General features: G+C 66.1%; 24 protein-coding genes. 13 read left to right on the forward strand and 11 right to left on the reverse strand.

What is annotated here, in order from left to right:
• The 9 genes from V7Q53_RS18320 to V7Q53_RS18360 all read left to right on the forward strand — a co-directional run.
• On the forward strand, positions 1-1,052 hold a 1,052-nt coding region (locus V7Q53_RS18320), incomplete at its 5' end, for an ABC transporter permease (protein WP_333830199.1).
• A 5-nt stretch (positions 1,053-1,057) separates the two neighbouring features.
• Positions 1,058-2,716 carry an ABC transporter ATP-binding protein gene (locus V7Q53_RS18325; protein ID WP_333830200.1) on the forward strand — a complete coding sequence of 553 codons (1,659 nt, stop codon included), beginning with the start codon at positions 1,058-1,060 and terminating at the stop codon, positions 2,714-2,716.
• Complete coding sequence (gene nirB / locus V7Q53_RS18330) at positions 2,716-5,157, forward strand: nitrite reductase large subunit NirB (RefSeq protein WP_333830201.1); 2,442 nt, start codon at positions 2,716-2,718, stop codon at positions 5,155-5,157. The genes V7Q53_RS18325 and nirB overlap by 1 nt, the downstream gene beginning before the upstream one ends.
• Complete coding sequence (gene nirD, locus V7Q53_RS18335; RefSeq protein ID WP_333830202.1) at positions 5,154-5,486, forward strand: nitrite reductase small subunit NirD; 333 nt, start codon at positions 5,154-5,156, stop codon at positions 5,484-5,486. The genes nirB and nirD overlap by 4 nt, the downstream gene beginning before the upstream one ends.
• Complete coding sequence (locus V7Q53_RS18340; RefSeq protein ID WP_333830203.1) at positions 5,483-8,080, forward strand: nitrate reductase; 2,598 nt, start codon at positions 5,483-5,485, stop codon at positions 8,078-8,080. The genes nirD and V7Q53_RS18340 overlap by 4 nt, the downstream gene beginning before the upstream one ends.
• Positions 8,077-9,063, forward strand: a complete 987-nt coding sequence (locus tag V7Q53_RS18345; RefSeq protein ID WP_333830204.1) for a glycosyl transferase family protein — start codon at positions 8,077-8,079, stop codon at positions 9,061-9,063. The genes V7Q53_RS18340 and V7Q53_RS18345 overlap by 4 nt, the downstream gene beginning before the upstream one ends.
• On the forward strand, positions 9,060-10,442 hold the full coding sequence (cysG, locus tag V7Q53_RS18350) for a siroheme synthase CysG (protein ID WP_333830205.1): 1,383 nt from the start codon (positions 9,060-9,062) through the stop codon (positions 10,440-10,442). Before V7Q53_RS18345 ends, cysG begins: the two co-directional genes overlap by 4 nt.
• Before the next feature lie 66 nt (positions 10,443-10,508).
• Positions 10,509-10,925 carry a cupin domain-containing protein gene (locus V7Q53_RS18355; RefSeq protein ID WP_333830206.1) on the forward strand — a complete coding sequence of 139 codons (417 nt, stop codon included), beginning with the start codon at positions 10,509-10,511 and terminating at the stop codon, positions 10,923-10,925.
• 193 nt (positions 10,926-11,118) lie between these two features.
• Complete coding sequence (locus tag V7Q53_RS18360; RefSeq protein ID WP_333830207.1) at positions 11,119-12,072, forward strand: carbohydrate kinase family protein; 954 nt, start codon at positions 11,119-11,121, stop codon at positions 12,070-12,072.
• Positions 12,073-12,130: 58 nt separating this feature from the next.
• Here V7Q53_RS18360 and V7Q53_RS18365 read toward each other — a convergent pair whose 3' ends face one another.
• From V7Q53_RS18365 to hpbA, 10 genes are all read right to left on the reverse strand, one after another.
• A complete protein-coding gene (locus tag V7Q53_RS18365; protein WP_333830208.1) occupies positions 12,131-13,045 on the reverse strand; it encodes an aminotransferase class IV in 915 nt (304 codons plus the stop codon).
• A gap of 15 nt (positions 13,046-13,060) precedes the next feature.
• On the reverse strand, positions 13,061-13,837 hold the full coding sequence (locus tag V7Q53_RS18370; RefSeq protein WP_333830210.1) for an amino acid ABC transporter ATP-binding protein: 777 nt from the start codon (positions 13,835-13,837) through the stop codon (positions 13,061-13,063).
• Positions 13,838-13,840: 3 nt separating this feature from the next.
• Positions 13,841-14,509 (reverse strand): amino acid ABC transporter permease, encoded by a 669-nt coding sequence (locus V7Q53_RS18375; protein WP_333830212.1) that lies wholly within the window; start codon positions 14,507-14,509, stop codon positions 13,841-13,843.
• On the reverse strand, positions 14,506-15,183 hold the full coding sequence (locus tag V7Q53_RS18380) for an amino acid ABC transporter permease (RefSeq protein WP_333830214.1): 678 nt from the start codon (positions 15,181-15,183) through the stop codon (positions 14,506-14,508). The genes V7Q53_RS18375 and V7Q53_RS18380 overlap by 4 nt, the downstream gene beginning before the upstream one ends.
• A 24-nt stretch (positions 15,184-15,207) precedes the next feature.
• The gene (locus V7Q53_RS18385) at positions 15,208-16,035 is read right to left on the reverse strand and encodes a transporter substrate-binding domain-containing protein (RefSeq protein WP_333830215.1); all 828 of its coding nucleotides are present in this window, start codon (positions 16,033-16,035) and stop codon (positions 15,208-15,210) included.
• 19 nt (positions 16,036-16,054) lie between these two features.
• Positions 16,055-16,732, reverse strand: coding sequence for a GntR family transcriptional regulator (locus tag V7Q53_RS18390; RefSeq protein ID WP_333830216.1), 678 nt, complete (start codon positions 16,730-16,732; stop codon positions 16,055-16,057).
• Between the two features lie 186 nt (positions 16,733-16,918).
• On the reverse strand, positions 16,919-17,989 hold the full coding sequence (locus V7Q53_RS18395; protein WP_333830217.1) for a quaternary amine ABC transporter ATP-binding protein: 1,071 nt from the start codon (positions 17,987-17,989) through the stop codon (positions 16,919-16,921).
• Positions 17,990-17,999: 10 nt separating this feature from the next.
• Entirely contained in the window at positions 18,000-19,049 is a 1,050-nt protein-coding gene (locus V7Q53_RS18400) for an ABC transporter permease (protein WP_333830218.1), read from the reverse strand.
• 123 nt (positions 19,050-19,172) lie between these two features.
• Positions 19,173-20,156, reverse strand: coding sequence for an ABC transporter substrate-binding protein (locus tag V7Q53_RS18405; protein ID WP_333830219.1), 984 nt, complete (start codon positions 20,154-20,156; stop codon positions 19,173-19,175).
• 43 nt (positions 20,157-20,199) lie between these two features.
• On the reverse strand, positions 20,200-22,236 hold the full coding sequence (hpbA, locus tag V7Q53_RS18410) for an N-methyl-L-proline N-demethylase HpbA (protein WP_333830220.1): 2,037 nt from the start codon (positions 22,234-22,236) through the stop codon (positions 20,200-20,202).
• 172 nt (positions 22,237-22,408) lie between these two features.
• Here hpbA and V7Q53_RS18415 point away from each other — a divergent pair, with 172 nt between their 5' ends.
• Entirely contained in the window at positions 22,409-23,086 is a 678-nt protein-coding gene (locus tag V7Q53_RS18415) for a TetR/AcrR family transcriptional regulator (RefSeq protein WP_333830222.1), read from the forward strand.
• A 9-nt stretch (positions 23,087-23,095) separates the two neighbouring features.
• Here the strand turns inward: V7Q53_RS18415 and V7Q53_RS18420 are convergent, their stop codons facing one another.
• Complete coding sequence (locus V7Q53_RS18420) at positions 23,096-24,400, reverse strand: NtaA/DmoA family FMN-dependent monooxygenase (RefSeq protein WP_333830223.1); 1,305 nt, start codon at positions 24,398-24,400, stop codon at positions 23,096-23,098.
• Positions 24,401-24,502: 102 nt separating this feature from the next.
• On the opposite strand from V7Q53_RS18420, the gene V7Q53_RS18425 reads away from it, so the two are divergent.
• The 3 genes from V7Q53_RS18425 to V7Q53_RS18435 all read left to right on the forward strand — a co-directional run.
• Entirely contained in the window at positions 24,503-25,297 is a 795-nt protein-coding gene (locus V7Q53_RS18425) for an ABC transporter ATP-binding protein (RefSeq protein ID WP_333830224.1), read from the forward strand.
• A 6-nt stretch (positions 25,298-25,303) separates the two neighbouring features.
• Positions 25,304-26,311 (forward strand): FecCD family ABC transporter permease, encoded by a 1,008-nt coding sequence (locus tag V7Q53_RS18430; protein ID WP_333830225.1) that lies wholly within the window; start codon positions 25,304-25,306, stop codon positions 26,309-26,311.
• On the forward strand, positions 26,308-26,762 hold a 455-nt coding region (locus tag V7Q53_RS18435; RefSeq protein WP_333830226.1), incomplete at its 3' end, for an iron chelate uptake ABC transporter family permease subunit. The genes V7Q53_RS18430 and V7Q53_RS18435, both read left to right, overlap by 4 nt.

The following is a 26,762-nucleotide window of genomic DNA, read 5'->3' on the forward strand; positions in this document are numbered from 1 at the left end:
CCCCCCGCCCCCCCGCCCGCCGCGCGCGCCTGTTCACCCGCATCAACCGGCTGGATGGCTGGTTTCAGGTGCTCGGCCTCTCCTTCGTCACCCCCGTTCTGCGCGCGCTGGCAGGCGACAACCCCGCCGCCCGGATGCGCGAGATCTGGCAGCTTCTGGGGGTGCCGGTGCTGTCCATTCTGGTGTTCCTGATGCTCTGGGGTAATCTGGCCCCGCGCGTGGAAACATCGCTGGGCGCCATTCCTGGCCCTGCGCAGGTCTGGGATCAGGCGCTGGTGCTGCACGCCGACCATGTGGCCGAGCGCAGCCGCGCCGCTGAATTCTACGCCCGCCAGGATGCCCGCAATGCCGATCTGATCGCGGCGGGGCAGGAAGACCGGGTACGCGAGCGCGTCTATACCGGCCCGCCCACCTTTTATGACCAGATCTGGACCTCGGTGAAGACCGTCTTTTTCGGCTTCATGATTGCCACCGCTGTCGCCGTGCCACTGGGCATTGCCGCAGGCCTGTCACCCACCGCCAATGCCGCCTTCAACCCGCTGGTGCAGATCTTCAAACCCGTCTCGCCGCTGGCATGGCTGCCGATTGTCACCATGGTGGTCTCGGCGCTCTACACCACGCAGGATGGCGCCTTTTCGCGCTCGTTCCTGACATCGGCCATCACGGTGACGCTCTGTTCGCTCTGGCCCACGCTGATCAACACCTCGCTGGGGGTGGCGAGCATTGACCGTGACCTGATCTCGGTCAGCCGCGTGCTGAAGCTGAACACCTGGACCAAGATCACCCGCCTTGTGCTGCCCTCGGCGCTGCCGCTGATCTTTACCGGCATGCGCCTGTCGCTGGGCGTGGGCTGGATGGTGCTGATCGCCGCCGAGATGCTGGCGCAGAACCCCGGCCTTGGCAAATTCGTGTGGGATTCGTTCCAGAACGGCTCTTCCTCATCGCTGGCGCAGATCATGGTTGCGGTGCTGGTGATCGGCCTGATCGGCTTTCTGCTGGACCGGCTGATGTTCGCACTGCAATCGCTTTTCACCTTCTCGAACAACCGGTGAGCATCATGGAAATTCTTGAATTCCGCAATGTCTGCAAAGGGTTCGGCGCAGGGCTTGAGCGCAAGGAAGTGCTGCGCGATATCTCGCTGAAGGTCCATAAGGGTGAGTTTCTGGCAATCCTCGGCTTCTCCGGCACCGGCAAGACCACGCTGATCAACCAGATCGCCGGGCTGGATACGCCCGACAGCGGGCAGGTGCTGTTCAAGGGCCAGCCCGTCACCGGGCCGGGGCCTGAACGCGGGCTGGTGTTTCAGTCCTATTCGCTGATGCCGTGGCTGACGGTGGCGGGCAATATCGCGCTGGCGGTGGATGCCGTGCACCGCTCTGCCAGCCGCGCTGAGCGCGCAGCGATGGTGGACAAATTCATCACCATGGTCGGCCTTGGCCATGCCCGCGCCCGCCGCCCGGCCGAGCTTTCAGGCGGGATGCGCCAGCGCGTTGCGGTTGCCCGCGCGCTGGCCATGAACCCTGAGGTGCTGCTGATGGATGAGCCGCTCTCGGCGCTTGACGCCCTGACGCGGGCCAATCTGCAAGACGAGATCACCCGCATCTGGCAGGCCGATCAGAAAACCGTCGTGCTGATCACCAATGACGTGGATGAGGCGCTGTTGCTGGCCGACCGCATTGTGCCGCTGAACCCTGACGGCACGCTGGGGCCTGATTTCAGCGTCAACATCGCCCGCCCCCGCGCCCGCACCGCCATGAACCATGACCCCGCGTTCAAGAAGCTGCGCGCCGATGTGACGCGCTACCTGATGGAGATCGGCATCGCCGCCAAGGTGACCGAGACCCGCCGCCTGCCGCAGGTCACCCCTCTTCACGCCACGCCGCGCGCCTATGCCAAGGCCGCGAAAAGCCCGCTTGAGAACCGCTATCTGGATTTCTCGGAACTCTCAAAGACCTACCCCACGCCGGAAGGGCCGCTGACCGTGGTGGACCGGTTTGACCTGAGGATGAAGAAAGGTGAATTCATCAGCCTGATCGGCCATTCCGGATGCGGCAAGTCCACGGTGCTGACCATGGCTGCGGGCCTCAACGATATCTCGGGCGGCGCGATCAAGCTGGACGGGATGGCGGTGCGCGGCGCCGACCCAGAACGCGCCGTGGTGTTTCAGGCGCCCTCGCTGTTTCCATGGCTCACCGCCAAGGAAAACGTCGCCATCGGCGTTGACCGGGTTTACCCGCGCGCCAGCCGCGCCGAGCGGCAGGAGGTGGTGGAATACTACCTTGAGCGCGTGGGGCTGGCCGATGCGATGGACCGTCAGGCATCGGAAATGTCGAACGGCATGCGCCAGCGCGTCGGCATCGCCCGCGCCTTTGCCCTCAGCCCCAAGCTGCTGCTGCTCGATGAGCCCTTCGGCATGCTCGACAGCCTGACGCGCTGGGAACTGCAGGAGGTGCTGATGGAGGTCTGGTCACGCACCAAGGTCACCGCGATCTGCGTCACCCATGATGTGGACGAGGCGATCCTGCTGGCCGACCGCGTGGTGATGATGACCAACGGCCCCCGCGCCCGCATCGGCAAGATCATCGACGTGAACCTGCCCCGCCCCCGCACCCGCAAGGCCCTGCTGGAGCATCCTGATTATTACGCATACCGCGCCGAGGTTCTGCAATTCCTTGAGGATTATGAGCATGGCGCGCATAAGAAAGAGGCCGCGTGATGAAAAAGAAACTGGTCATCATCGGCGCTGGCATGGCCTCGGGCCGGGCGCTGGAGCATCTTCTGGCCGCTGAGCCGGAGGGTTGGGATATCACCCTCTTCAACACCGAGGCGCGCGGCAATTACAACCGCATCATGCTCTCGCCGGTTCTGTCGGGCGAGAAGAGCTATGCCGATATCGTCACCCATGACGAGGGATGGTATGCCGCGCACAATATCACCTGCCGTTTCGATGAGGCGGTGGTGAAGATCGACCGCAAGCACAAGGTGGTCTATTCCAACGCGGGTGGCGCGCCCTATGACAAGCTGCTGATCGCCACCGGCTCTGCCCCCTTCATCATCCCGGTGCCGGGCAAGGATCTGCCCGGCGTGGTGACCTACCGCGACCTTGACGATACCAACGCGATGATTGCGGCCTCGGCCCGGCCCGGCGGCAGCGCCGTGGTGATCGGCGGCGGGTTGCTGGGTCTTGAGGCCGCGGCGGGGCTGAAACAGCGCGGCATGGCGGTGACGGTTATCCACCTGATGGGCCATCTGATGGAGCGCCAGCTTGACCCCGCCGCAGGCTACCTCTTGCAAAAGGATCTTGAGGCGCGCGGCATCACCGTTCATTGCAAGGGCGCGACCAAGGCCATTCTGGGCTCTGATCGGGTGGAGGCCGTGTTGCTGGAAGACGGCACCACTTATCCTGCTGATCTGGTCTGCATGGCCGTGGGCATCCGCCCCGAAACCCGCCTTGCCACCGATGCGGCGCTGGAGGTGGCGCGCGGGGTTGTTGTTGATGACCAGATGGTCACCTCAGACCCTGACATTCTGGCGCTCGGCGAATGTGTTGAGCATAATGAACAGCTCTTCGGCCTTGTCGCGCCGCTCTATGATCAGGCCAGGGTGGTTGCCGCCACGCTTCTGGGGCAGGACGCGGCCTTTCAGCCGGTGCAGACCGCCACCAAGCTGAAAGTCACCGGGGTTGATCTGTTCAGCGCGGGCGATTTCGCGGACGGGCCGGGGCGCGAGGATATCGTCTACCGCGACCCCGCGCGCGGCATCTACAAGCGCCTGAACATCGAGGGCGGGCGCCTGATCGGCGCGGTGATGTATGGCGACACGGGTGACGGCGCGTGGTTCTTCGGCCTGATCAAGGACGCGACCGATATCACCGATATGCGTGATACCCTGATCTTCGGTCCCGGCTATGCGGGAGGAACCAGTGCGGACCCTCTGGCAGCCGTTGCAGCCTTGCCGCCTGAGGCGGAAATCTGTGGCTGCAACGGCATTTGCAAAGGTACCATCACCGCCGCCATTGAGGGGGGCGCCACCTCGCTGGCCGATATCCGCGCGCAGACCAAGGCCAGCGCGTCGTGCGGCACCTGCACGGGGCTGGTGGAGCAGGTTCTGGCCGCCACCTTGGGCGACGCGTTCCAGATGCCCGCCGCGCAGCCGATGTGCGGCTGCACCGATCTGACGCATGAAGACGTGCGCCGGTTGATCAAGGCGCAGGGGCTGAAATCTATGCCCGCCGTCATGCAGGAGCTGGGCTGGAAAACCTCCTGCGGCTGCCCGTCGTGCCGCCCGGCGCTGAATTTCTATCTGCTGGCCGACTGGCCGGAAGATTACACTGACGATGCCCAAAGCCGTTTCGTGAATGAGCGCAACCACGCCAATATCCAGAAAGACGGCACCTATTCCGTGGTGCCGCGCATGTGGGGCGGCATGACCAACCCGCGCGAATTGCGCGCCATTGCCGATGCCGCCGACAAATACGCCATTCCGGCGGTCAAGGTGACAGGCGGGCAGCGCATTGACCTCTTGGGCGTGCAAAAGGCGGATCTGCCGCATATCTGGGCCGATCTGAACAAGGCCGGGCTGGTCTCCGGCCACGCCTATTCCAAGGGCCTGCGCACCGTGAAAACCTGCGTCGGCACCGATTTCTGCCGCTTCGGCACGCAGGATTCCACCGGGCTGGGCATCAAGCTGGAACAGCGCCTCTGGGGGTCATGGACACCGCACAAGGTCAAGCTGGCGGTCTCCGGCTGCCCGCGCAACTGTGCCGAGGCGACGTGCAAGGATATCGGCATCGTCTGCGTCGATTCCGGCTATGAGATCGGTGTGGGCGGCGCTGCGGGGATGGACCTGAAAGAGGTTGAGCGGCTGGCGAAGGTTGCGACCGAGGCTGAGGCCATCGACCTGACGGTGGCCTTTGTCCAGCTCTACCGCGAGCATGCGAAATACCTCGACCGGCCCTATAAATGGCTGGCCAAGGTGGGGCTGGAATGGGTGCGCGGGCAGGTGGTCGATGACCCCGCCAACCGCGCCGCGCTGATCGAACGCTTCGATCTTTCGCAGCGCATCTATCAGCGCGACCCATGGGCAGACCGCGCCACCCCGCAGGCACAGGCGGCCTTTGCGCCCCTTGCCGATCTGACGCAGGAGGCGGCGGAATGAGCTGGCTGGACATAGGCGCGCTGGACGACATTCCGCAGCGCGGCGCGCGCGTGGTGAAAACCGCCCATGGCTGCGTGGCCGTTTTCCGCACCATGGACGATCAGGTTTTCGCCATGGATGACCGCTGCCCGCACAAGGGCGGCCCGCTGTCTGAAGGGATCGTGCATGGCCATGCCGTCACCTGCCCCTTGCACAATTGGGTCTTCTCGCTTGAAACCGGGCTGGCGCAGGGCGCTGATGAGGGGGCGGTGGCCACCTATCCCGCGCGGATTGAGGCGGGGCGCATCCTGCTGGATGCCGCGCGCCTGTTGCGGGGGCGCGCGGCATGAAGGCCCTGCGCACCACCTGCCCCTATTGCGGTGTGGGTTGCGGCGTGATCGCCACGCCAGACGGCGCCGGGGGTGCCAGCATCAAGGGTGACCCTGATCACCCGGCAAACCGGGGGCGGCTGTGCTCCAAGGGTGCGGCGCTGGGGGAAACGCTGGGGCTGGGTGAGCGTATTCTGACCCCGCAGGTCAACGGCCAGCCCGCCGGATGGGACAGCGCGTTGGACCTCGTCGCGGGGCGGTTTGCACAAACCATCCGTGACCATGGCCCCGGCTCCGTCGCCTTCTACCTTTCCGGCCAGATGCTGACGGAAGATTATTACGCCGCCAATAAGCTGATCAAAGGCTATATCGGCACGGCTAATGTCGATACCAACTCACGGCTCTGCATGGCCTCCAGCGTGGCGGGGCATCGGCGGGCCTTTGGGTCGGATACCGTGCCCGGCACCTATGAAGACCTTGAAGCGGCTGATCTGGTGGTGCTGGTGGGGTCGAACCTCGCGTGGTGCCACCCGGTTCTGTACCAGCGGCTTGTGGCGGCTAAAAAGGCGCGCGGCACAAAGGTTGTGGTGATCGACCCGCGCCGCACCGCCACCTGCGACATTGCCGACCTGCACCTTCCCCTCGCACCGGGCAGCGACGCCGCGCTGTTCAACGCGGCCCTTGTGGCGCTGGCTGATCGCGGCGCGGTGGACCATGCCTATACCGCCGCGCATGTCAGCGGGTTCGAGGCTGCGCTGGCTGAGGCGCGAGCCTCTGACGCAGGCCAGACCGGCCTTGACCCCGCCGCACTCGCCACCTTCCTTGACTGGTATGCCACCACCGCGCGCACCGTCACCGTTTACAGCCAGGGCATCAACCAGTCCGCCACCGGCACCGACAAGGTCAACGCGATCCTGAACTGCCATCTGGCAACGGGCCGCATCGGCAGGCCCGGGATGGGGCCGTTTTCCGTCACCGGCCAGCCCAACGCCATGGGCGGGCGCGAGGTGGGGGGGCTGGCCAATATGCTCGCCTGCCATCTGGACATTGAAAACCCCACCCACCGCGCCGCCGTGCAGGGTTTCTGGAACAGCCCTGCGATTGCCGACAAACCCGGCCTGAAAGCGGTTGAGATGTTCGATGCCGCCGCCGCCGGCCGGATCAGGGCGCTGTGGATCATCCACACCAACCCCGCCGTCTCGATGCCCGATGCCGACCGCGTGGCGCGCGCCATCAAGGGCTGCGATTTTGTGGTGGTCAGCGATGTGACGGCGACCGACACCACCCGGCTGGCCGATGTCATCCTGCCCGCCACCGCATGGGGTGAGAAATCAGGCACCGTCACCAATTCTGACCGCACGATCAGCCGCCAGCGCGCCTTTCTGCCCGCCCCGGGGCAGGCGCGCGACGACTGGCGCATCATCGCCGATGTGGCGAAACGGATGGGCTGGGGCGCGGCTTTCGGCTGGGACAGCCCGGCGCAGATCTTTGACGAATATGCCCGGCTTTCCGGCGTCGCAGGCGCGCTGGGGCGGGATTTTGACATCTCGGGGCTGGCGGGCGTCGATTACGGCGCGCTGGAACCCACGCGTTGGCCCGTCACACCCACGCGTCAGGGCGGGCGGTTCTTTGGCGCGGGCGGGTTCTACACCCCGGATGGCCGCGCCCGGATGCTGCCCGTAACGCCGCAACAACCCGCCGCCAAAACCACCCCCCGCTACCCGTTCCGCCTCAACACCGGCCGCATCCGCGACCAGTGGCACACCATGACCCGCAGCGCGCTTTCGCCACGCCTCAGCCAGCATATCGCCGAGCCGTTCCTTGAGCTTCACCCCGATGATGCGGCAAACCTTGGCATTGAACCGGCCACGCTGGTGCGCGTCACCAGCCCGCAGGGCCAGGCGATCCTGCGCGCGGCGATCACTGAGCGGGTGCAGCGCGGGCAGGTCTTTGCGCCGATGCACTGGACCGGCGCCACCGCCCCCACTGGCCGGATAGATGCGCTGGTGGCCGCCGTGACCGACCCCTTTTCAGGCCAGCCGGAAAGCAAGGCTTCGGTTGTTGCCGTCACCCCCCTGCGCCCGGCGTGGTATGGCTTCGCGGTCTCAGCCGATGCGCAGAACCTGACCGCCACCTACTGGGCCACCGCCCGGCATGAGGGTGGCTGGCGCTCGGAACTGGCGGGAAGCGAGGCGCCGGAAGATTGGGAAATCTACGCCCGAACCCTGTTCAACCTGCCCGATGCCACCTGTCTCAGCGTCAGGGACCGTGTGCGCGGCACCCGGCTGGCCTTTCTGCAAGAGGGGCGCGCGGTTGCCGCATTGTTCACCGCGCCTGACCCGGTAACTCTGGCGCGCGGCCATGTGGCAGCGCAGATCGGTGCCGAGGGCGCGCAGCTTCTGGCAGGCCGCCCGGGTGCCGGGCAGGCAGACCCCGGCCCCACCGTTTGCGCCTGCCTCAATATCGGGCTGCACACCATTACCCGCGCCATCGCCACGCAGGGCCTTACCAGCGTGGCCCAGATCGGCACGGCGCTTCAGGCGGGAACCTCCTGTGGGGCGTGCCAGCCGGAACTGGCCGCCCTGCTGGCGCAGCGGCTGGAGGCGGCGGAATGAGCCTTGCGCCCTTCATCCATGCCATGGGCCGGGGGCCGGGCCGCGCACGCTCATTGACCGGGGATGAGGCGCAGCAGGCCATGGACCTGATCCTGCGCGGCGCGGCAGACCCCCACGCCGTCGGCGCGCTTCTGATGCTGATGCGCTACCGGGGCGAGGTGCCTGCCGAGATCGCGGGTTTCGCCACGGCAATGCGCACTGATCTGCCCCCCCTGCCCCGCGTTGACCTCGACTGGCCCAGCTATGCCGCCGGGCGCACGCGCGGCCTGCCGTGGTTTCTGCTTTCCGCCCGGCTGGTGGCGGCGACCGGCGCGCGGGTGCTGCTGCATGGCTGGAACTCTCACCAGTCAGACGGTGCTGATGTGCGCGCGTCGCTACCGCTGGCCGGGATCGCGCAGGCCCAAAGCCCGGGCGACCTTGCCACCTGTCTGGACCGCGATGGTATCGCCTATCTGCCGCTTGAAACCCTCAGCCCCCGCGCACTGACGCTTTTGCGCCTGCGCGAGGTGCTGGGCCTGCGCTCCTGCATCAATACCGTTCTGCGGGTGCTCAACCCGGCACATGCCCCCGCCGCCGTTCAGGGCGTGTTTCATCCGCCCTACCGGGGCCTGCAGCAGGAGGCAGGGGTGCTTCTGGGCCAGCCCTCGCTGGCCATCCTGAAAGGCGGCGGGGGTGAGTTTGAGCGCAATCCGGCCAAGGATGTGGCGCTGTTCCGGCTGGTGAATGGCCAGCCGGAGGAACTGACCCTTCCCGCCCTGCTGCCCGAACCCCGCCGCCTGTCTGACGCCCCCACCCCGCCGCAGGCCCTTGCCGATCTGTGGGAGGGCACGCTGCGCGACCTGTTTGCCGAGGCGATCGTCACCGGCACCGCCGCGGCGGCGCTGATCGCTCTGGGCCACGCGCCCGGCCCGGCGCATGCGCTTGCGCAATCGCTCTGGGCCAACCGCCCGCTTTACGCCCGCATAACGGAGGCTGAAGGATGAAAACCTTTCCCATGTTTCTGCAGATGGAGGGCCGCCGCGTGGTCATCGTCGGCGGCGGCGAGCAGGCCGCGCAGAAAACCCGCCTGATGCTGAAGACCGAGGCCGCGCTGACCCTCGTCACCCCCACGCCGGACCCCGAACTGGCGGAACTCATCGCCCGGGGCCGGGTGCAGCAGGTGACGGAGCTGAGCGCCGGTATCTTCCGCGATGCCGCGCTGGTGTTCATCGCCACCGGCTGCCCGGCGCTGGACACTGCCGCCCATGCGCTGGCCAAATCGGTGGGCGCGCTGGTCAATGTGGTGGACCGCCCGGCGTTGTGCGATGCCACCACCCCCTCGATCATTGACCGTGACCCGGTTGTGGTGGCCATCTCCACCGAGGGCACCGCGCCCGTTCTGGCCCGCCAGCTTCGCGCCCGGATTGAGACGATGCTGGAACCCGGCCTTGGCAGCCTTGCCGCCCTTGCAGGCCGCCTGCGCCCTGAGGTTGCGCGCCGTATCCCGCACAGCGAGCGCCGCTTCTTCTGGGACTGGGTGTTCAGCGGTCCGCCCCGTCAGGCCATCGCGCGCGGTGCCGCCCGCGAAGCGGCGGCGCTGATCAAGGAAACCCTCGCCCACGGTCCCGCCCCCGTTCAGGGCAGCATCGCGCTGGTGGGCGCAGGCCCCGGCGCGGCGGACCTGCTGACCCTGCGCGCCCTGCGGCTGATGCAGGAGGCTGATGTGATCTTTTATGACCGGCTGGTGGACCCGTCTGTGCTGGAACTGGCCCGCCGCGATGCCGAGCGCGTCTTTGTCGGCAAGGAGGTTGGCGCCTGTTCCTGGCCGCAGGACCGTATCAACGCGGTGGTGGTGGCGGCCGCGCGTCAGGGCAAGCGGGTGGTGCGGCTGAAATCGGGTGATCCGGGCATCTTTGGCCGCCTGACGGAGGAGCTGGAGGCGGCGCGCGCGGCTGGCATTGCGGTTGAGATTGTGCCCGGCGTGACCGCCGCCAGCGCCGCCAGCGCCAGCCTTGGCCGCGCATTGACCGAGCGCGGCGAAACCGACCGGCTGGTGCTGGCCACCGCCACCTGCCGCCCCGGCGACCCTGACCCGGACTGGGCCGCCATGATCGCGCCCGGCACCACGCTGGCCATCTATATGGGCGCAGCCCGCGCCGGTGCTCTGAGCGCGCGCCTGTGCGCGGCTGGCGTGCCCCCGTCGGTCGAGGTGGAGATTGTCAGCCATGCCTCCACCGCGCAGGAAAATGTTGCCCGCTGCACCCTGCGCGACCTGCCGCGCGTGATGGCGCAGGGGCAGATTGCCAATCCGGCCATCATCTTGGTCCGCTGGCCCAAAAGCATCGCCGCCCGGAACAGCCTGAGCACCCGGCTGAGCGCCTGACCCTCCGGCCCTTGCCCGCGGGCCCTCATGGGCGCATGATCTGCTGTGCGGGCACGGGGGGCGGTCATGAGTGCAGACAACAGCAATACCGCGCCGCGCGGGGTGATCGCGCTGCCGCCCGGCGGCGGGCGGCGTTATGAGATGGGCAAGCTGACCGCCCTTTTCAAAGCCGATGAAGCGGAAACCGGCGCGGCCTACAGCGTATCGGAATGGATCCTGCAGCCCGGGCAGGAGGGGGTCGGCGCGCATAGCCATGCGGCGAATGACGAGGTGTTCATTGTTCTTGAGGGCACGCCGGAGCTGCTGGTCGGCGATAGCTGGCAAAGCTATGAGACCGGCGCCTTCCTGCGGATTCCCGCTGGCGTGACCCATGACTTCCGCAACCCGTCCGGGCGCATGGCACGGTTGCTGAACCTCTATATCCCCGGCGGGTTTGAGCGTGAAATGCCGGGGATCGTGGCATGGTTCGCGAAAAACCCCTGAGTGACCAAACGCGCCGGGGCGTGACGGGCCCCCTTTGTCAGCCAGAATTCGTTTGAAAAAGCGCGCCCGCTTCCTCTAAACGCCTTGGGGAAGGAATGTGCCGCGCAGCGGTTTTCCGATCTGACCGGAGAGGGATCATGAGCGATGTTTTTCACCCGGGCAGACCGGGCGCACAGGCAATAGGGGTGGCGCAATGATCCTGTGTTGTGGCGAGGCGCTGATCGACATGCTGCCCCGGACCCTGCCGGATGGCGAAGCGGCCTTTGCCCCGCATCCCGGCGGCGCGGTGTTCAACACCGCCAGGGCGCTGGGGCGGCTGGGCGCGCGGGCGGGCTTCCTTTGCGGGCTGTCGACAGATCTTTTCGGCGCGCAGCTACAGGCGGCACTGGCGCAGTCGCACGTTGACACCAGCCTGTGCCCACGCAGCGACAGCCCCACCACGCTTGCCTTTGTCACCCTGACCGACGGGCAGGCGCGCTATGCCTTCTATGACGAAAACACCGCCATGCGGATGATGACCCCGGCCGCCCTGCCCCCGCTGCCCGCCGGGGTGACAGCGCTGTTCTTCGGCGGCATCAGCCTTGTGTCCGAGCCCTGCGGCGCGGCCTTTGAGGCTTTGTGCCACAGCGCCGGTGAGCGCGTGGTGATGCTGGACCCCAACATCCGCCCCGGTTTCATCCGTGACGAGGCGGCTTACCGTGCCCGCCTTGCGCGGATGCTGGCGCGCGCCGATATCGTCAAACTCTCGGATGAAGACCTGCGCTGGCTGCACCCCGCCCGCGATGAGGGTGCGGCCATCGCGGCGCTGCGCGCGCAGGGGCCCGCGCTGGTGCTGATCACGCGCGGGGCCGAGGGGGCGGAGGCGCATCATGCGGGCGGTTGCCTGTCGGTGCCCGCTGTTGCGGTGCGCGTGGCCGATACCGTGGGGGCGGGCGATACGTTCAACGCGGGCATTCTGGCGGGGCTGGCGCAATCGGGCACGTTGTTGCGCGACGCCCTGCGCCACCTTGACGAGGCTACCCTGCACAAGGCCCTGACGCTGGCCGCCAGCGCCGCTGCGGTGACCGCCAGCCGCCCGGGCGCGAACCCGCCCTGGGCGCGGGAGCTTCCGGCGACGGGCACCGCCACCCCCGCCGTGCGTGGTTGAGGCAACGTCCTGCTGCGTTCTGTGCGGAACGGTGGATTGAATCGCAGGTCAGGCCCTGTCAGCCGGCGACATACCCTGCATAGAGCGCCGCCGCCCGCGCTGTGACGGGGCCGGGAACCCCCGCGCCGACCTTGCGGCCGTCGATCATGGTCACCGGCGTGATGCCGCCCAGAGTGCCGGTCACAAAGGCCTCGTCGGCGCCGTAGACCTCGGCAAGGGTGAAGTCCTTCTCCAGCACCACGCCGCCCGCCTCGCGCCACAAGCTGATGACCCTGGCGCGGGTGATGCCGTTGAAACAGGTGGCGCCCGTCGAGGTCCAGAGCGCGTCTCCGCGGATGATGAAAAAGTTGGTGGAGTTGCAGCTTGCCACAAAGCCCCGGTCATCCAGCATCAGTGCTTCATCCGCACCCATGTTGATCGCCTGTATCAGCGCATGGATGAAGTTCAGCCGCGAATGGCTGTTCAGCCGCAGGTCAAACACATCCGGCGTCGAGCAGCGGATGGTCGAGGTCATCAGCTTCAACCCACGTTCCTTGAGCGCTGCATTGGGCTGTTTGTATTCGGCCACAATGACGATGGTCGCGCCCCCCACAATGAACCGGGGGTCCTGATTGGGAGTGGATTTCATCCCGCGTGAGATCATCAGGCGGATATGCACGCCGTCTTTCATATGATTGTGGCGCAGGGTCTTGTGGATTTCTTCCACCAACGCCTCGCGGGCCAGGCCGATATCAAGCTGGATGGAATTCGCGCCCTCATAGAGCCGCGCCATATGTTCATCGACCGCCAGCAGCCGCCCCTTGATCAGCCGCATCCCCTCCCACACGCCGTCGCCCAGCACGAAACCCGCATCAAAGACCGAGACCGAGGCCTCGTTGCGGGGGAAGAAGGCGCCGTTGACATAGACCTCGACATGGTCGTTGCGCGGGTCATGGGCATAGCTCTGGGCGCTTTGGGTAGAGGCCTGGGTCATCGGAAATCGTCCTGATCAGAATTCAAATTGTTTGTGACGGGCAAGGAAAGCCTGGGTGCGCGGGTTCTGCGGCGCTTTCAGCACCTGATCGGGCGGGCCCTCTTCCTGAATGATGCCATCGGCCATGAAGATCACCCGGTTGGCAACGTGATAGGCAAAACCCACCTCATGCGTGACCAGCAGCATGGTGCGCCCCTCTTCGGCCAGGCTGCGGATCACGCCCAGCACCTCGCCCACCAGCTCAGGGTCCAGCGCCGAGGTCGGCTCGTCAAACAGCATCAGCTGCGGGTCCAGCGCCAATGCGCGGGCAATCGCCACGCGCTGTTTCTGCCCGCCGGACAGCCGCGCGGGGTATTCCTGCGCCTTTTCCGCCAGCCCCACGCGCGTCAGCTCCTGCATCGCGCGGGCCTCGGCGGTGGCCTTGTCCTTGCCCTGCACGATGCGCAGTCCCTCGGTGACATTGCCCAGCGTGGTCATATGCGGGAAGAGGTTGAACTGCTGGAACACCATGCCGATGCGCTGGCGCACGGCGGCCAGCGCCCCTTCAGGGTAGTCGCGCGCGCCACCGGGCCGGGCGCGGCCCAGCACCTCCCCCTCCAGCGTGATTTCACCGTCAGACGGGATTTCCATAAAGTTCAGGCAGCGCAGAAAGGTGCTTTTGCCGGAACCCGATGCGCCCAGAACGGCGATCCGATCCCCGGGCATCACATCAAGATCAATGCCGCGCAGCACATGGTTCTCGCCAAAGCGCTTGTGCAGCCCGCGGATGCGCAGAATGGGTTGGGTGGTCATGGGTCAGTCTCCTCGGGCCATGCGGCGTTCCAGCGCATATGTCGCCCGCACAATCGGATACAGGATCACGAAGAACGCCAGCGCGACCACGGTATAGGCCTCGATCGGGTTATAGTTGATCGAGGCGATGAGGCGCGCCTGATGCAGCAACTCGCCGTAAGCGATGGCCGAGGCCAGCGTGGTCATCTTGAAGATCTCGATGCCCCGGTTGGTCAGCGCAGGCAGCATCCGGCGCAGCGCCTGCGGCATAATGATACGGCGCATGATCTGAAAGTAGCGCATGCCGATGGCGCGCGCGGCCTCCCACTGGCCGGGGTCGATGGACTGGATTCCGCCGCGGTATATTTCAGCCGAGAAAGCCGCCGAGTTCAGCGATATCCCCAGTGCGGCGGCCATCAGCGGGCTGATGTCGAACGGCGCGAGGATGGGAAAGGCAAAGTAGAACCAGAAAATCTGCACCAGCACCGGCGTGTTGCGGAAAAATTCGATAAACACCGCCGCAGGCCAGCGCAGCAAGCGCCGCTGTGAATAGCGCGCCAGCCCCACCACCAGCCCCAGCGACAACCCGGCGACCAGACAGATCGCGAATATCCTGAGCGTGCCCAGAAGCCCGGCAATCAGCGCTTCGCGGTACATGAAGACCGAGGCAAAATCCCAAGTATATCCCATCATCGCACCGTATTGTCGCCGCTGATCGCCCACCGCCGCTCAACGGCCTGCACGATCAGGCTGAGGCCAAAGATCACCACGAAATAGATCAGCGCGGTGGCGGTGAAGATCTCGATGGGGCGGAAGGTTTTCTGTGCCAGTTCATTGGCCTGATAGAGCAGGTCGGCATAGGAGACCGTCGCCACCAGCGTGGTGGTTTTCATCAGCTCGATGGCGCGTTCCGTGAAGGCCGGGATCATCCGCTTGACGGCCTGCGGCAGGATGATCCGCCGCATCGCCTGCGGGCGCTTCATGCCGATGGCGCGCGCGGCTTCCCATTGCCCCCGCTCGATTGAGACGATGCCCGCGCGGAACACCTCGGCAAAGAAGGCCGAAGACTGGATGGAAAAGGTGATCGCCGCCGCCAGAAAGGGCGTCATGCGGATGTCGATCAGAATGGGCAGGGCAAAGAAGAACCAGAACAGCTGCACCAGCGGCGGTGTCGTGCGGAAGAATTCGATCACGAAACCCGCAGGCCATGCCAGCCAGCGCCGGGGCGAAAGCCGCCCCAGCGCCAGCGCCAGACCCAGCGGCAGGCCGAAGGCCAGCGCCGTGCCGGTGATCGCCAATGTGCCCATGAGGCCCTGCCAGAGCAGATCGGCATTGGCGAAAACCGGCGTGAAATCCCACTGATACATCGGCGCTTTGCCCCGCCCGGCCGCTTACAGGCGTTCGCGCATGATCGGCGGCACCGAGGCCGGATCAAGGCCGAACTCGGTCAGGAATTCCTCGTACCATTCCTGCGTCTGGCCGGACTGGTAGTATTCGCCGATCTGCTCGTTCACCCAGTCCAGAAACTCGGTGCTTTCCTCCTGGCGCAGACCCACCGATGAGGGGCGCGATTCAACCGGCTGCGGCACGATGATCTGCCCACGGCCCAGACGCTGGCGCGCGGCGATCAGCGGTGGGTGGAACAACGTTACGGCATCAACCCGCCCGGCCTGAAACGCCGCGATCGCCTCGGCATTGCCGGGGAAGCGCTGGATATCGGCATCGGGCACATGGGCGGTCAGGAAGGCATCCATGCTGGTGGCCTGCGGCACCGAGATGCGGATGCCGGGCTGGTTGAGGTCTGCCCAGTCGCTCACCTCCAGATCATCGCGCGCAAGAATGGCGAGCGAGTAATACAGAAGGGGCGTCTCGGGGAAGGCCAGCGCCTGACGGCGCTCGTCGGTGGCATCCAGCACATACATCAGGTCGATGCGGTTGGCCTGAAGCGCTGCCACGGCGGTGCCCCATGTCACCTCGACCGGCTCAAACGTCACGCCAAGCGCATCAGCCATTGCCTGACCCATCGACACACCCAGCCCGCCGTTCCAGTTGCCGCTGATCGGGTCTTTCGAATACCAGGGCGGCGCCTGCGTCACGCCCACCCGCAGCACACCGTTGTCACGGATCTGCGCCATGGTGTTGTCCTGCGCCAGTGCGGCCCCGGCGGGAAGCGCCAGCATCGCGGTGGCAAGCCCGGCCAGAATCATGCGTCTTTTCATCTTCTTTCTCTCCTGTTGGTCAATCCGGCGTTGCGGCGTTGCGGTCTTCGACAAAGGCCATGGTCTTTTCCAGCCCGCGCCGCATATGGCTACGAATCTCAGTTTTCATCGCGTCAAGGTCATCGCCGATGGCAAGGCGAAGGTAATCATCATGGCTTTCGCGCCGTGGCCCGGTCAGCCCATGGGCGCGGTGATGCGCGGCCCAGTAAAGCTGAAGGCGCCCGCGAATGTCGTTCCATGTGGCAAGCAGGATGCGGTTGCCGGACCATTCATAGGCCAGCCCGTGCAGATCCAGCTCGGCATCAATGGCGCCGGCATCGTCGCTGGCATCAATCGCTTGCTGCAGGCGGGTGTTGCGGCGGGCCAGTTCGGTGGCGAAATCAGGGGTGCGGCGGGGCCATGCCAGCTCAAAGGCGAATTGCTCAAGGCAGGTGCGCATGGCGTAGATGTCGTTGATATCCTGCACCGACAGGTCGATGACGCGGGTGCCGGTATAGGGCACACTCACCAGAAGCCCCTCGTCGATCAACTGGCGCATCGCCTCGCGCAGCGGGCCCCGGCTGGCGCCCAGCCGCAGGGCGAGCGCGGTTTCAACCATGGGCGCGCCGGGTGCAAACTCACCGGCAAGGATCGCGCGCCGCAACAGCGCCGCGATCTGGGCGCCCATCGTTTCACGCTTGAGCGACAGCTCTTCCATGGCGTTCCCCGCGTCAGGTTCACCCGCTGGGTGCGGGCGGTGATCTGGTCACGCTAGAATCGGGAATGAAGATTGTCAACAATATACAAACGGACCGTGCACCAGCGCTTTTCACATGCCAGCGCGGTAGCACAAATCCGGTTTCCGCTGCTGCACGACATTCTCTGGCACCAGCAGACGGAGCCCTTACCCCTCGGCCATCGCTTCGGCCGCGCCGGAGGCCTCCCTTGGCACCAGCGCGCGCATGACCATCGCCATCTCCAGCATGCCGACCGTCTTGCCGTCATGCATCACCCGGTAGCGCGGCGTCAGTGCGCCGCGTGCGCGGGCGATGACGCTTTCAAGGTTCGCATCGGCCTCGATCTCGCCGTCAACCGCACCCGTGACCGGCCCTGTCTCCATGACCGAGCGCACCCGCAGCACCCGCGCGCGGTTGATATCGGCCACAAAGTTTTCGATATAGGCGGCCGCGGGGTTGAGCAGAATGTGCTGCGGCTCTCCCTGCTGGACAATCTGCCCGTCCTTGAGAATGACCAGATGGTCGGCCAGCTTCAGCGCCTCATCCAGATCATGGGTGATGAAAACGATGGTCTTTTTCAGCTCGCCCTGCAATTCGATCAGCAGATCCTGCATATCGGTGCGGATCAGCGGATCAAGGGCTGAAAAGGCTTCGTCCATCAGCATGATGTCGGAATTGGAGGTCAGCGCGCGGGCAATCCCCACGCGCTGCTGCATCCCGCCTGACAGCTCATGCGGATACTGGTGCCCGTTGCCGCCCAGCCCCACACGGCGCAGCCAGCGCTCGGCCTCCGGCGCCCATTCCTTGCGGTTCTGGCCGCGCGTGGCCAGCGCCGTTCCCGCGTTTTCAAGGACCGTGCGGTGCGGCAGCAGGGCGAATTTCTGAAACACCATCGACATCTTCTCGCGCCGCAACTGGCGCAGGCGGGTTTCATTCCAGGTCAGGATATTCTCACCCTCAACCAGAACCTCGCCCGCTGTCGGCTCGATCAGGCGGTTGAGATGGCGGATCAGCGTTGACTTGCCAGAGCCTGACAGCCCCATGATCACCGTGATCCGGCCCTCCATGATATCGACATTGATACCCTGCAGGCCCAGCACATGATGCGTGGTTTTCTGCAACTCTGTCTTGCCCATCCCGGCGCGGACCTTTGCCAGCGCCTCGTGCTGCCGGGGTCCGAAGATCTTGTAGAGATCGCGGATGGCGACCTTGATGCGGGGGCTTGTTGCCGTGCTCATGCCACTCTCCTCAGCGTTGCTTGCGGCTGGTGTCGATGCGGGTCAGGGCGGCCTTGGTCACCCTGTCCAGCATGATCGCCAGCAGAACAATCCCCAGCCCCGCCACCAGCCCGGTGCCCAGTTCCAGATTGCGGATGCCGCGCAGCACCAGCACCCCCAACCCCGGCGCCGAAACCAGCGAGGCGATGACCACCATCGCAAGGCTCATCATGATCGTCTGGTTCACCCCGGCCATGATATTGGGCAGCGCCAGCGGGATCTGCACGCCGAACAGCTTCTGACGGCTGGTCATGCCAAAGGCATCGGCGGCCTCGATCACGTCCTTGTCCACCAGTCGGATGCCCAGATCGGTCAGCCGGACAACCGGCACAATCGCGTAGAGGATGATCGCAATGCCGTAAAGTTTTGGCTCGGTGACCGAGAAGAGGAAGATCAGCGGTATGAGATAAACAAAGGGCGGCAGTGTCTGGAGCATGTCCAGCACCGGCGTGACGCTGCGTTGCAGCCGGTCGTTGCGCGACATGGCGATGCCGATGGGCACCCCGATCAGCACGCAAATGAAGGCGCAGACAAAGATGATCGCCAATGTCTGCATCGCGGCATCATAATGATCGACAAAAGCAAGGATGGCGATGAACAGCGCCACCAGCCCGACCACACTCCAGGACCGCGCCACCAGCCATGACACCAGCAACAGGACCGGAATCATCAGCCACCACGGTGAGGCGGTCATCACCCAGAGCATTTCCCGCAGCATCCAGCTCAGCGGCTGGGTCAGCGGGTCAACGACAACGCGCAGCGCATCGCGGATGCCCAGAAACCCGCGTTCCAGCCCCACGGTCAGGTCGCGTGAGCGCGGGATTGCGGCGCAGGCTTCGGCCAGCGCGTTGAGCGAGGGGAACGGCAGATCCCAGAGTGAGCGCGCTGTATCGGTGGCCTGTGTGCCGCCACCCTGCGCCCTCGCCATGAGATCTGCCATCGACATCGGACCGCTTTGCGCATCCGCGTCGCACCAGTCGCGCAAACCCAGCGCGTTGAATAATCCATCGTAGGTTGCCATGCACACCACCGGGCACCCGCAGGCGCCCGCCCCTGTTTTCTGCCACGAAGAGGCGGCGCCCCGGTCAGGCGCCGCCCATATCAGTCAGTCGTATCCGTCAGTCGTATCAGGTGGCCGGATCGCTCATTCAGCCTGAAGCAGCGCGGAGAAATTCTCGCGCGCGGCATCGCTCAGCCATGCTGACCATTCGTCCGGGTTGTTCATCAGGTATTCAACCGCAACCTCCTCGGCAGAGGCGTTGTTCTCATCCTGCCATGCCAGCAGCGCGCTCATCACCTCGGTCTGGAAGGTCATGTTGCGGAAGAACTCGGTGATCTCGGGATGGCTTTCGACAAAGGCGCCGGTGACCGCGGTCAGGATCGGCGCATCCGGGAATTCCGAGACCTGCGGGTCCGGCGCATCGGGGTTCTGCAGGGCGGCAAAGGCCTCTTCGTCATAGGCGCCCAGTTCCACGCGGGTCATGTCGTATTTACCCAGCGGAACGGTCGGGGCCCAGTAATAGCCGAACCATGCCTCACCATCCGTGGCCGCCGCACCCATCGACGATGCCAGCGTCTCGCCCGAGCCGTGGTTGAACACCTCAATGCCATGGCCCTCAAGATCCAGCGCGCGCACCAGATTGTCTGACACCACGCGGCAACCCCAGCCATCGGGGCAGTTGTTGAAGCGCCCGCCTACCAGCTCAGGATTGGCGAGAATCCCCTCGATCGTGGTCAGCTCCGGGTGCTCTTCGGCCAGCGCGGTGGGAATCCACCAGCCTTCGACACCGCCGGGCTGAAGCACATTGGCCAGCCGCACCATGGCGCCGGAATCCTCCAGCCGGCGATAGGCATCGCCTGCGGAATTCAGCCAGAGGTCGGTTACCACATCCGGCTCGCCGTTTTCGGCGACCGAGGTGATGGCGGGGATGGTGTCGGAATTCACCAGCGTGACATTGCAGCCATAGCCCTGCTCAAGCAGGAACTGCGCCACTTCGGTAATGACCTCGGCCGAGGCCCAGCCCATCTGCGCAATGGAAACGTCACCGCAGGCAGCTTCTTGTGCCGTCGCGGGCTGGGCGTGGAAGGCACCGGCGGCAAGCAATGCGGCGGAAGCGAGATATTTCATGGTCTTCTCCTGTCAGTGGTTATCAATTGTGGTCGGTTCTGGTCTAAAGATCCTTGAGCAGCCTGAGCGCATCAAGAATGGCGGCATGGGTGTTTCGCGCCGAAACCGCATCACCGATGCGGAACAGGCTGAAGCTGCCTTCGGGATTGGGGCTGAGGGTCTGTTCACCCCCGCTCACCAGCGCCTCATAATCCACGGCGCCAAGGTTTGACGACAGCGGCTTGAGCGCGAAATAGAGGTCATCAAGCGGGCGGGTGCCGTGGTTGACGATCACCTGATCCACCAGCCGCTCGCGCAAAAAATCGCCGTAATCGCTGCCAAGATGCGCGCGCAGCCGGTTCCCCTCGCGCGTGACGGACAGCAGGCGCCATGTCACGGTAAAGGTGGTGTCGCGCTTTTGCAGGTTGCGCATATAGGGCACCAGATTCATCGCCATCACCTCGGGCGAGAAGCTGCGGTCGGGCGTGACAATCTCAACGCGCGCGCCGGTGGCAGAGATCAGATCGGCGGCCTGAAGGGCGGCATGATCGCCCGCATCGTCATAGATCAGCACATCCCCGCCGGGCTTCACGTCGCCCGCAAGGATATCCCATGCCGAATGCACCAGATCGTTGCCCGCAGTCAGCACCTCGGTATGCGGCAGGCCGCCGGTGGCGATGATCACCGCGTCAGGCGCGGTGGCGCGCACGGCGTCTGCATCGGCGAAGGTGTTGAAATGGAACCGGACGCCGCGCTTTTCGCATTGCACCAGCCGCCATGCGATGATCGCGCCCATCTCGCGCCGCCGCTCATCGCGCGCGGTCAGGCGGATCTGGCCGCCGGGCTGGTCAGCGGCCTCGAACACCGTCACCGTATGGCCGCGCTCGGCGGCAACGCGGGCGGCCTCCATCCCGGCGGGGCCTGCGCCGACGATGGTGATACGGCGCTTCACGGCGGCGGCAGGAACGGTGTGCGGCAGTGTCTCTTCGCGCCCGGTGGCGGCGTTGTGCAGGCAAAAGGCCATCCCGCCCTGATAGATGCGGTCAAGGCAGTAATTGGCCCCCACACAGGGGCGGATATCATCCTCGCGCCCCTCGATAATCTTGCGCACCAGATGGGGGTCAGCCATATGCGCCCGCGTCATCCCCACCATATCCAGCTTGCCGCTGGCAATGGCATGGCGCGCGGTCGGCACATCGGGGATCTTGGCGGCGTGGAACACCGGAAACCCGGTCGCGGCGCGGATCTCGCCCGCGAAATCCAGATGCGGCGCGTTGCGCATCCCTTGCACCGGTATCAGATCTGTCAGCCCGGCGTCGGTGTCGATATGACCCTTCACCACGTTGAGAAAATCAACCAGCCCGGAGTCGCGCAACCTGTGCGACACCTCAATGCCTTCGTCCCTATGCATACCCCCGGGCATATCCTGATCACCCGTATAGCGCAACCCGACGATGAAATCCGCGCCCACCCGCTTGCGGATCGCGCGCAGCACTTCAAAGGTAAAACGCAGCCGGTTATCAAGGCTGCCACCCCACGGCGCCTCAAGATCATTGGTCAGCGGTGACCAGAACTGCTCCAGCAGATGGCCGTATGCCTCCAGCTCTATCCCGTCCACACCGGCGGCTTTCATCCGTTCGGCGGCATCGGCATAATCGCGGATGATGCGGGTGATATCCCAGTCCTCGATGCGTTTGGGAAAGGTCCGGTGCGCCGCTTCACGCTCATGGCTTGAGGTGACGACGGGCAGCCAGTCTGCCTTGTCCCAGCGGGTGCGGCGGCCAAGGTGGGTAAGCTGGATCATCACTGCCGCGCCGTGGTCATGGCATTCATCGGTCAGTTGCTTCATCCAGCCGACAACCTCATCCTTCCACGCAAGGATGTTGTTGAACACCGGCGGGCTGTCACGCGCCACGCTGGCCGATCCCGCCGTCATGGTCAGTGCCACCCCCGCCTTTGCCCGCTCGACATGATAAGCGCGGTAACGGCCCTTCGGCATCCCGTCTTCGGGATAGGCCGGTTCGTGGCTGGTAATCATGATGCGGTTGCGGAGGGTCAGGTGTTTCAGCCGGTACGGCTGGAGAAGCGGGTCGCTGGACATTTTGCTGCCTGAAGTGGGGGACGTAATGCAGTGGAGCGCAGAATGTTCACTTGTGTCAAATTAAAAATCACCAGTGTCATGTTTCCGCGCATTGGCGTTCATGCAGCTTGTTGCAGCCGGTGCCGGAGCGTATGAATACGGGATGAAAAGCGACCTGCCCTCAGCAACGAAAATGCCTGCCCCTGACACGGCTGCCCCCGAAACCCCTGCCCCGCCCACCGGCTGGCGCGGCTCCCGCGAGGGTTGGCTGGAGGCGGGTTATCAGGTTCTGATCGAAAGCGGGGTCGATGCCGTCAAAATCCTGCCGCTGGCCAGGCGGCTGAACCTGTCGCGCACCAGTTTCTACTGGTTCTTTGATGACCGCGAGGCGCTTCTGGCCGCCCTGCTTGACGGGTGGGAAGCGCGCACCACCGTGCCCCTGATCGCCGCCACCCGCCATTATGCCGAGACGATGGCCGAGGCGATGCTCAACCTGATCGGCTGCTTCCTGCTGCCTGAAACCTTTGACTCCCGGCTGGAATTCGCCATCCGTAGCTGGGCGTTGCAGGATCAGGGTGTGGCCGCGCGGGTCAGGGCCGCCGATGAGGCGCGGCTGGACGCGCTGACCTCGATGCTGCTGCGCTGGGGCCATGACCAACTGGCCGCCGATGTGCGGGCGCGGACGGTCTATCTGGTGCAGATCGGTTATATCTCGATGCAGGCGCAGGAAGATATCCAGACCCGGCTGGCGCGTATTCCCACCTATGTGGAAATTTATTCCGGCGCCCGGCCTGAGCCGCGCGAGATTGCCCGCTTCAACGCGCGCTTCCTGCCGCATCTGACCGGGGCGGATCTGACGGGGGCGCAGTAGCGGCCCCTTTCAGGAGCCCAACCCCAGCCGCGCCATGAAATCCGCGCCTGCGGGTTCCGGCGCACGCAAACCGGCATCCACCAGCTCGGGCATCAGGCGGCCCAGCACCCGGTCAATGCAGGCGGGCGCGCCGCCGGGAAAGGCGATGAACCCGTCCATCGCCCCGGCGCGCTGCCAGTCGCGGATCGCGTCAATGGCGTCCGTTTCAGTGCCGATCACCTGCCAATGCGGCGAGCCGATCAGCTCAGGCGCCATGAACAGCGCCTCAAGGGTAGGCGTGTCGCGGGCGATCATCCGGTGCAGCAGCTTCGCGCTGGTCTGGCTGTGCAGCGTCTCCGGCAGTGGCGGCAGGTCGGCGGGGGTGACAGGGCGGTCGCGCGGCCAGTCGGCAAAGTCCTTGCCGGTCAGCAGCTTCAGCCGCGCCAGCCGCCGCCCCTCATCGGCACCGCGATGGGTTTCGGCGTACAGATCTTGCGCCTCGGCCCGGCTGTCGGCCAGAAACAGGCTGAGGCCCGGCACGAACAGCGGCGCCCTGCCCCGGCCCAAAGCGCGCGCCCGGGCGATCAGGTCACTGCGCTGCTCGATGGCGGCGGCAATGTCCGGCGTTGCGGCGAAAACCGCATTGGCCACGCGCGCCGCGAATTGTCGGCCCAGCTCTGACGCGCCGGCCTGAAACACCGGGATGCGCGGGCCCGGGCGCGCCGGAATGCTCAGCGGCCCGGCGACAGAGAAATGCGCGCCCTCATGGTTCACCGGGCGGATCAGCTCAGCATTCAGCGCCCTGCCCGTAGCGCGGTCATTGCGCACCGCCCCGGCGGGAAAGCTGGCCCAGAGCGCCTGCACCAGATCATGGAATTCATCGGCTTTCTGGTAGCGGGTGGCGGTGTCGGGCATGGCGTCATGGCCAAAGTTGCGGTGCCCGTCCAGCGCGGTAACGATATTCCAGCCGATCCGCCCTTCGCTGAGCCAGTGCAGGCTCATCAACTGGCGCGCCACATACCACGGCGGCAGGAAGGTTGCTGAAAGCGTGGTCAGCAGCCCCACGCGGGAGGTGGCGCCGATCAGCGCCGCCATCAGCAAGGTCGGGTCCAGCCCGCCGGCGGGGCCACCGGGGCCGTTTCCCTGACCGGGCATGAACAGGGTATCGGGGCGGAACAGGAAATCCATGCCCGCCGCCTCAGCCCGACGGGCAAGGCCGGTGTAGTAGTCAAGCGTCATCAGCCCCTCGATGCCGCTGTCCGCGCGCCGCCAGCCATTGCCGTTCAGCCAGGTGGGGGCCAGCGTCATTCCGATGACGAGGGGAGAAGAAGTCATGGCGGGCCTCAATTTATCCTAGTAATCTTGTCGGCATTATACTACCACGCAACCGTTCTACAAGCCATTCCACTGGGCGGGATGCATTCCGCAGAGAAAATCATGCTCACCGTCACCGATCTTTGTGTCAGACTTGGCCGCGCGCCGGTGCTCAACGGCGTCTCGGCCGCTTTCGCGCCGGGCCGCCTGACCGCCCTCGTGGGGCCGAACGGCTGTGGCAAATCCACGCTCCTGCGCGCCATCATGGGGCTGATCCCGGTTCAGGGCGGCGCGGTAACGCTGGATGGCGCCCCCCTTTCCCGCCTGACCCGCCGCCAGCTTGCGCGCGCGGTCGCATGGCTGCCGCAGGCCAGCCATTGCCCGGATTACCTGACACTGGGTGAACTGGTGGAAATGGGCGCGCATGCCCGGCAGGGCTGGTTCCGCCCCGCCGACGCCCCCCGGCGCACCGAATTTGCCGAGGCCCTGCGCATCGTGGGGTTGGAGGCGGAGGCCGCGCGCGCGGTGAACACCCTGTCCGGCGGCCAGCGCCAGCGCGCCTTCATCGCCATGGCGCTGGCGCAGCAGGCCCCGACGCTGCTGCTGGATGAGCCGGTGAACCACCTTGATACCCGCTATCAGATCGCCATTCTGGCGCTGCTGCGCCGCCTTGCGCATGAACAGGGGCGGCGCGTGGTGGTGGTTCTGCATGATCTGAACCTTGCCACGGGCTTTGCCGATGACGCGGTTCTGATGGCGGCGGGCCGGGTGCTGGCGCAGGGGCCGGTGGCCGGGGTGATCACGCCCGCGCGGGTGGCGGAATGCTTTGGCATAGAGGCCGAGGTGTTCCGGCGCGGTGAGCGGCTTGTCTGCCTGCCCGCCATTCCCGCCGATACCCCTGAACAGCAGGGGGCCTGACCGCCCGTGCCCCGCCCCGCCCTGTTCCTTCTGGCGCTTCTCGCCCTGAGCCTTGCCTTCGCGGTGTCGCTGTCGGTGGGGCAGGTCACGCTGGGCCCCGCCGCTTTGTGGCAGGCCCTTGCCGCGCCTGAGCCGGATGATCTGGACCAGTTCATTCTGACCTCGCAACGCCTGCCGCGCGCGCTGATGGCGGTGCAGGCGGGCGCTGCGATGGCCGTGGCGGGCGTGGTGCTTCAGGGGCTGACGCGCAATCCGCTCGCTTCCCCCGCCACGCTGGGGGTGAACGCGGGTGCGGCGCTGGCGCTGGTGGTGGCGGCGCTGTTGTTGGGGCTGGACCCGCGCGCGCAGGGCTGGGCGGCGCTGGCGGGCGCGGGCCTTGGCTATGTGCTGACGCGCGCGGTGGCCCGGGCCGTCGGGCTGGCCGGTGATCCGCGCGGGCTGGGGCTGATCCTGTCCGGGGCGCTGGTGTCGATGCTGCTGGGCGGGATCGCCCAGGCGCTGCTGCTGGCAGACCCGGTGCGGCGCAGCGAGTTTCTCAGCTGGCTGTCCGGCGCGATCAACCATGCACAGGCCGCGCGCTTTGCCGATATGTGGCCGGTCACACTGGCCGCGCTGGCGCTGCTGTGGCTGATGGCCCGGCCGCTGAACCTGGTGCTGCTGGGCGCGGACAAGGCCGCCTCGGCCGGGGTGGCGGCGCAGAAGGTGAGTGCGCTGGCGCTGCTGGCGGCGGCGGTGGCGGCGGGTTCGGCCGTGGCGGTCAGCGGGCCGATCGCCTTTCTGGGGCTGGTGGTGCCGCATCTGGCGCGCGCGCTTGCCGGGGCTGACCTGCGCCGCCTGCTGCCGCTGTCGGCCATTCTGGGCGCAACGCTGTGCCTTGTCGCCGATCTGATCGCGCGCACGGCCTTTCTGCCCTATGTCGCGCATACCGGGCTGGTGCTGGAGTTTCTGGGCGGGCTGGTCTTCATCTTCATCGTCTATCGCCGCTACCTGCGCCCGGCAGAGGTGCCGTCATGAGGCGCGCGCTGGACGGGCGCAGGCTGATCGTGCTGCCCGGCGGCGGCGCGATGCGGCTGGCCGATGTGCTGGCGGCGGCGGGCCTGGCGCTGGCGGTCGTGGTGCTGGGCGCGGCCTCGCTGAATGTGGGCGGCACCGCGCTGGACATTGGCACCATCCTGCGCGGGCTGTCGGGCGGCGCGTTGCCCGCCGATCAGGCTTTCGCGCTGTTCGAGGTGCGGCTGCCCCGGCTGGCGCTGGCGCTGCTGGCCGGGGCCTGCGTGGCGCTGTCAGGCGCGCTTTTGCAGGGGCTGGTGCAGAACCCGCTGGCAGACCCCGGCATTCTGGGCCTGTCGCAGGGCGCCATGCTGGTGGTGCTGCTGATGCTGATCTTCGCGCCCGCCACGCCGGCGCATCTGGTTGTCCCGGCGGCGATGGCGGGCGGTGCGGCGGTGGCGCTGTTCCTGCTGGG

The organism is Pararhodobacter sp. (assembly GCF_036802785.1).
Lineage (GTDB): Bacteria > Pseudomonadota > Alphaproteobacteria > Rhodobacterales > Rhodobacteraceae > Pararhodobacter.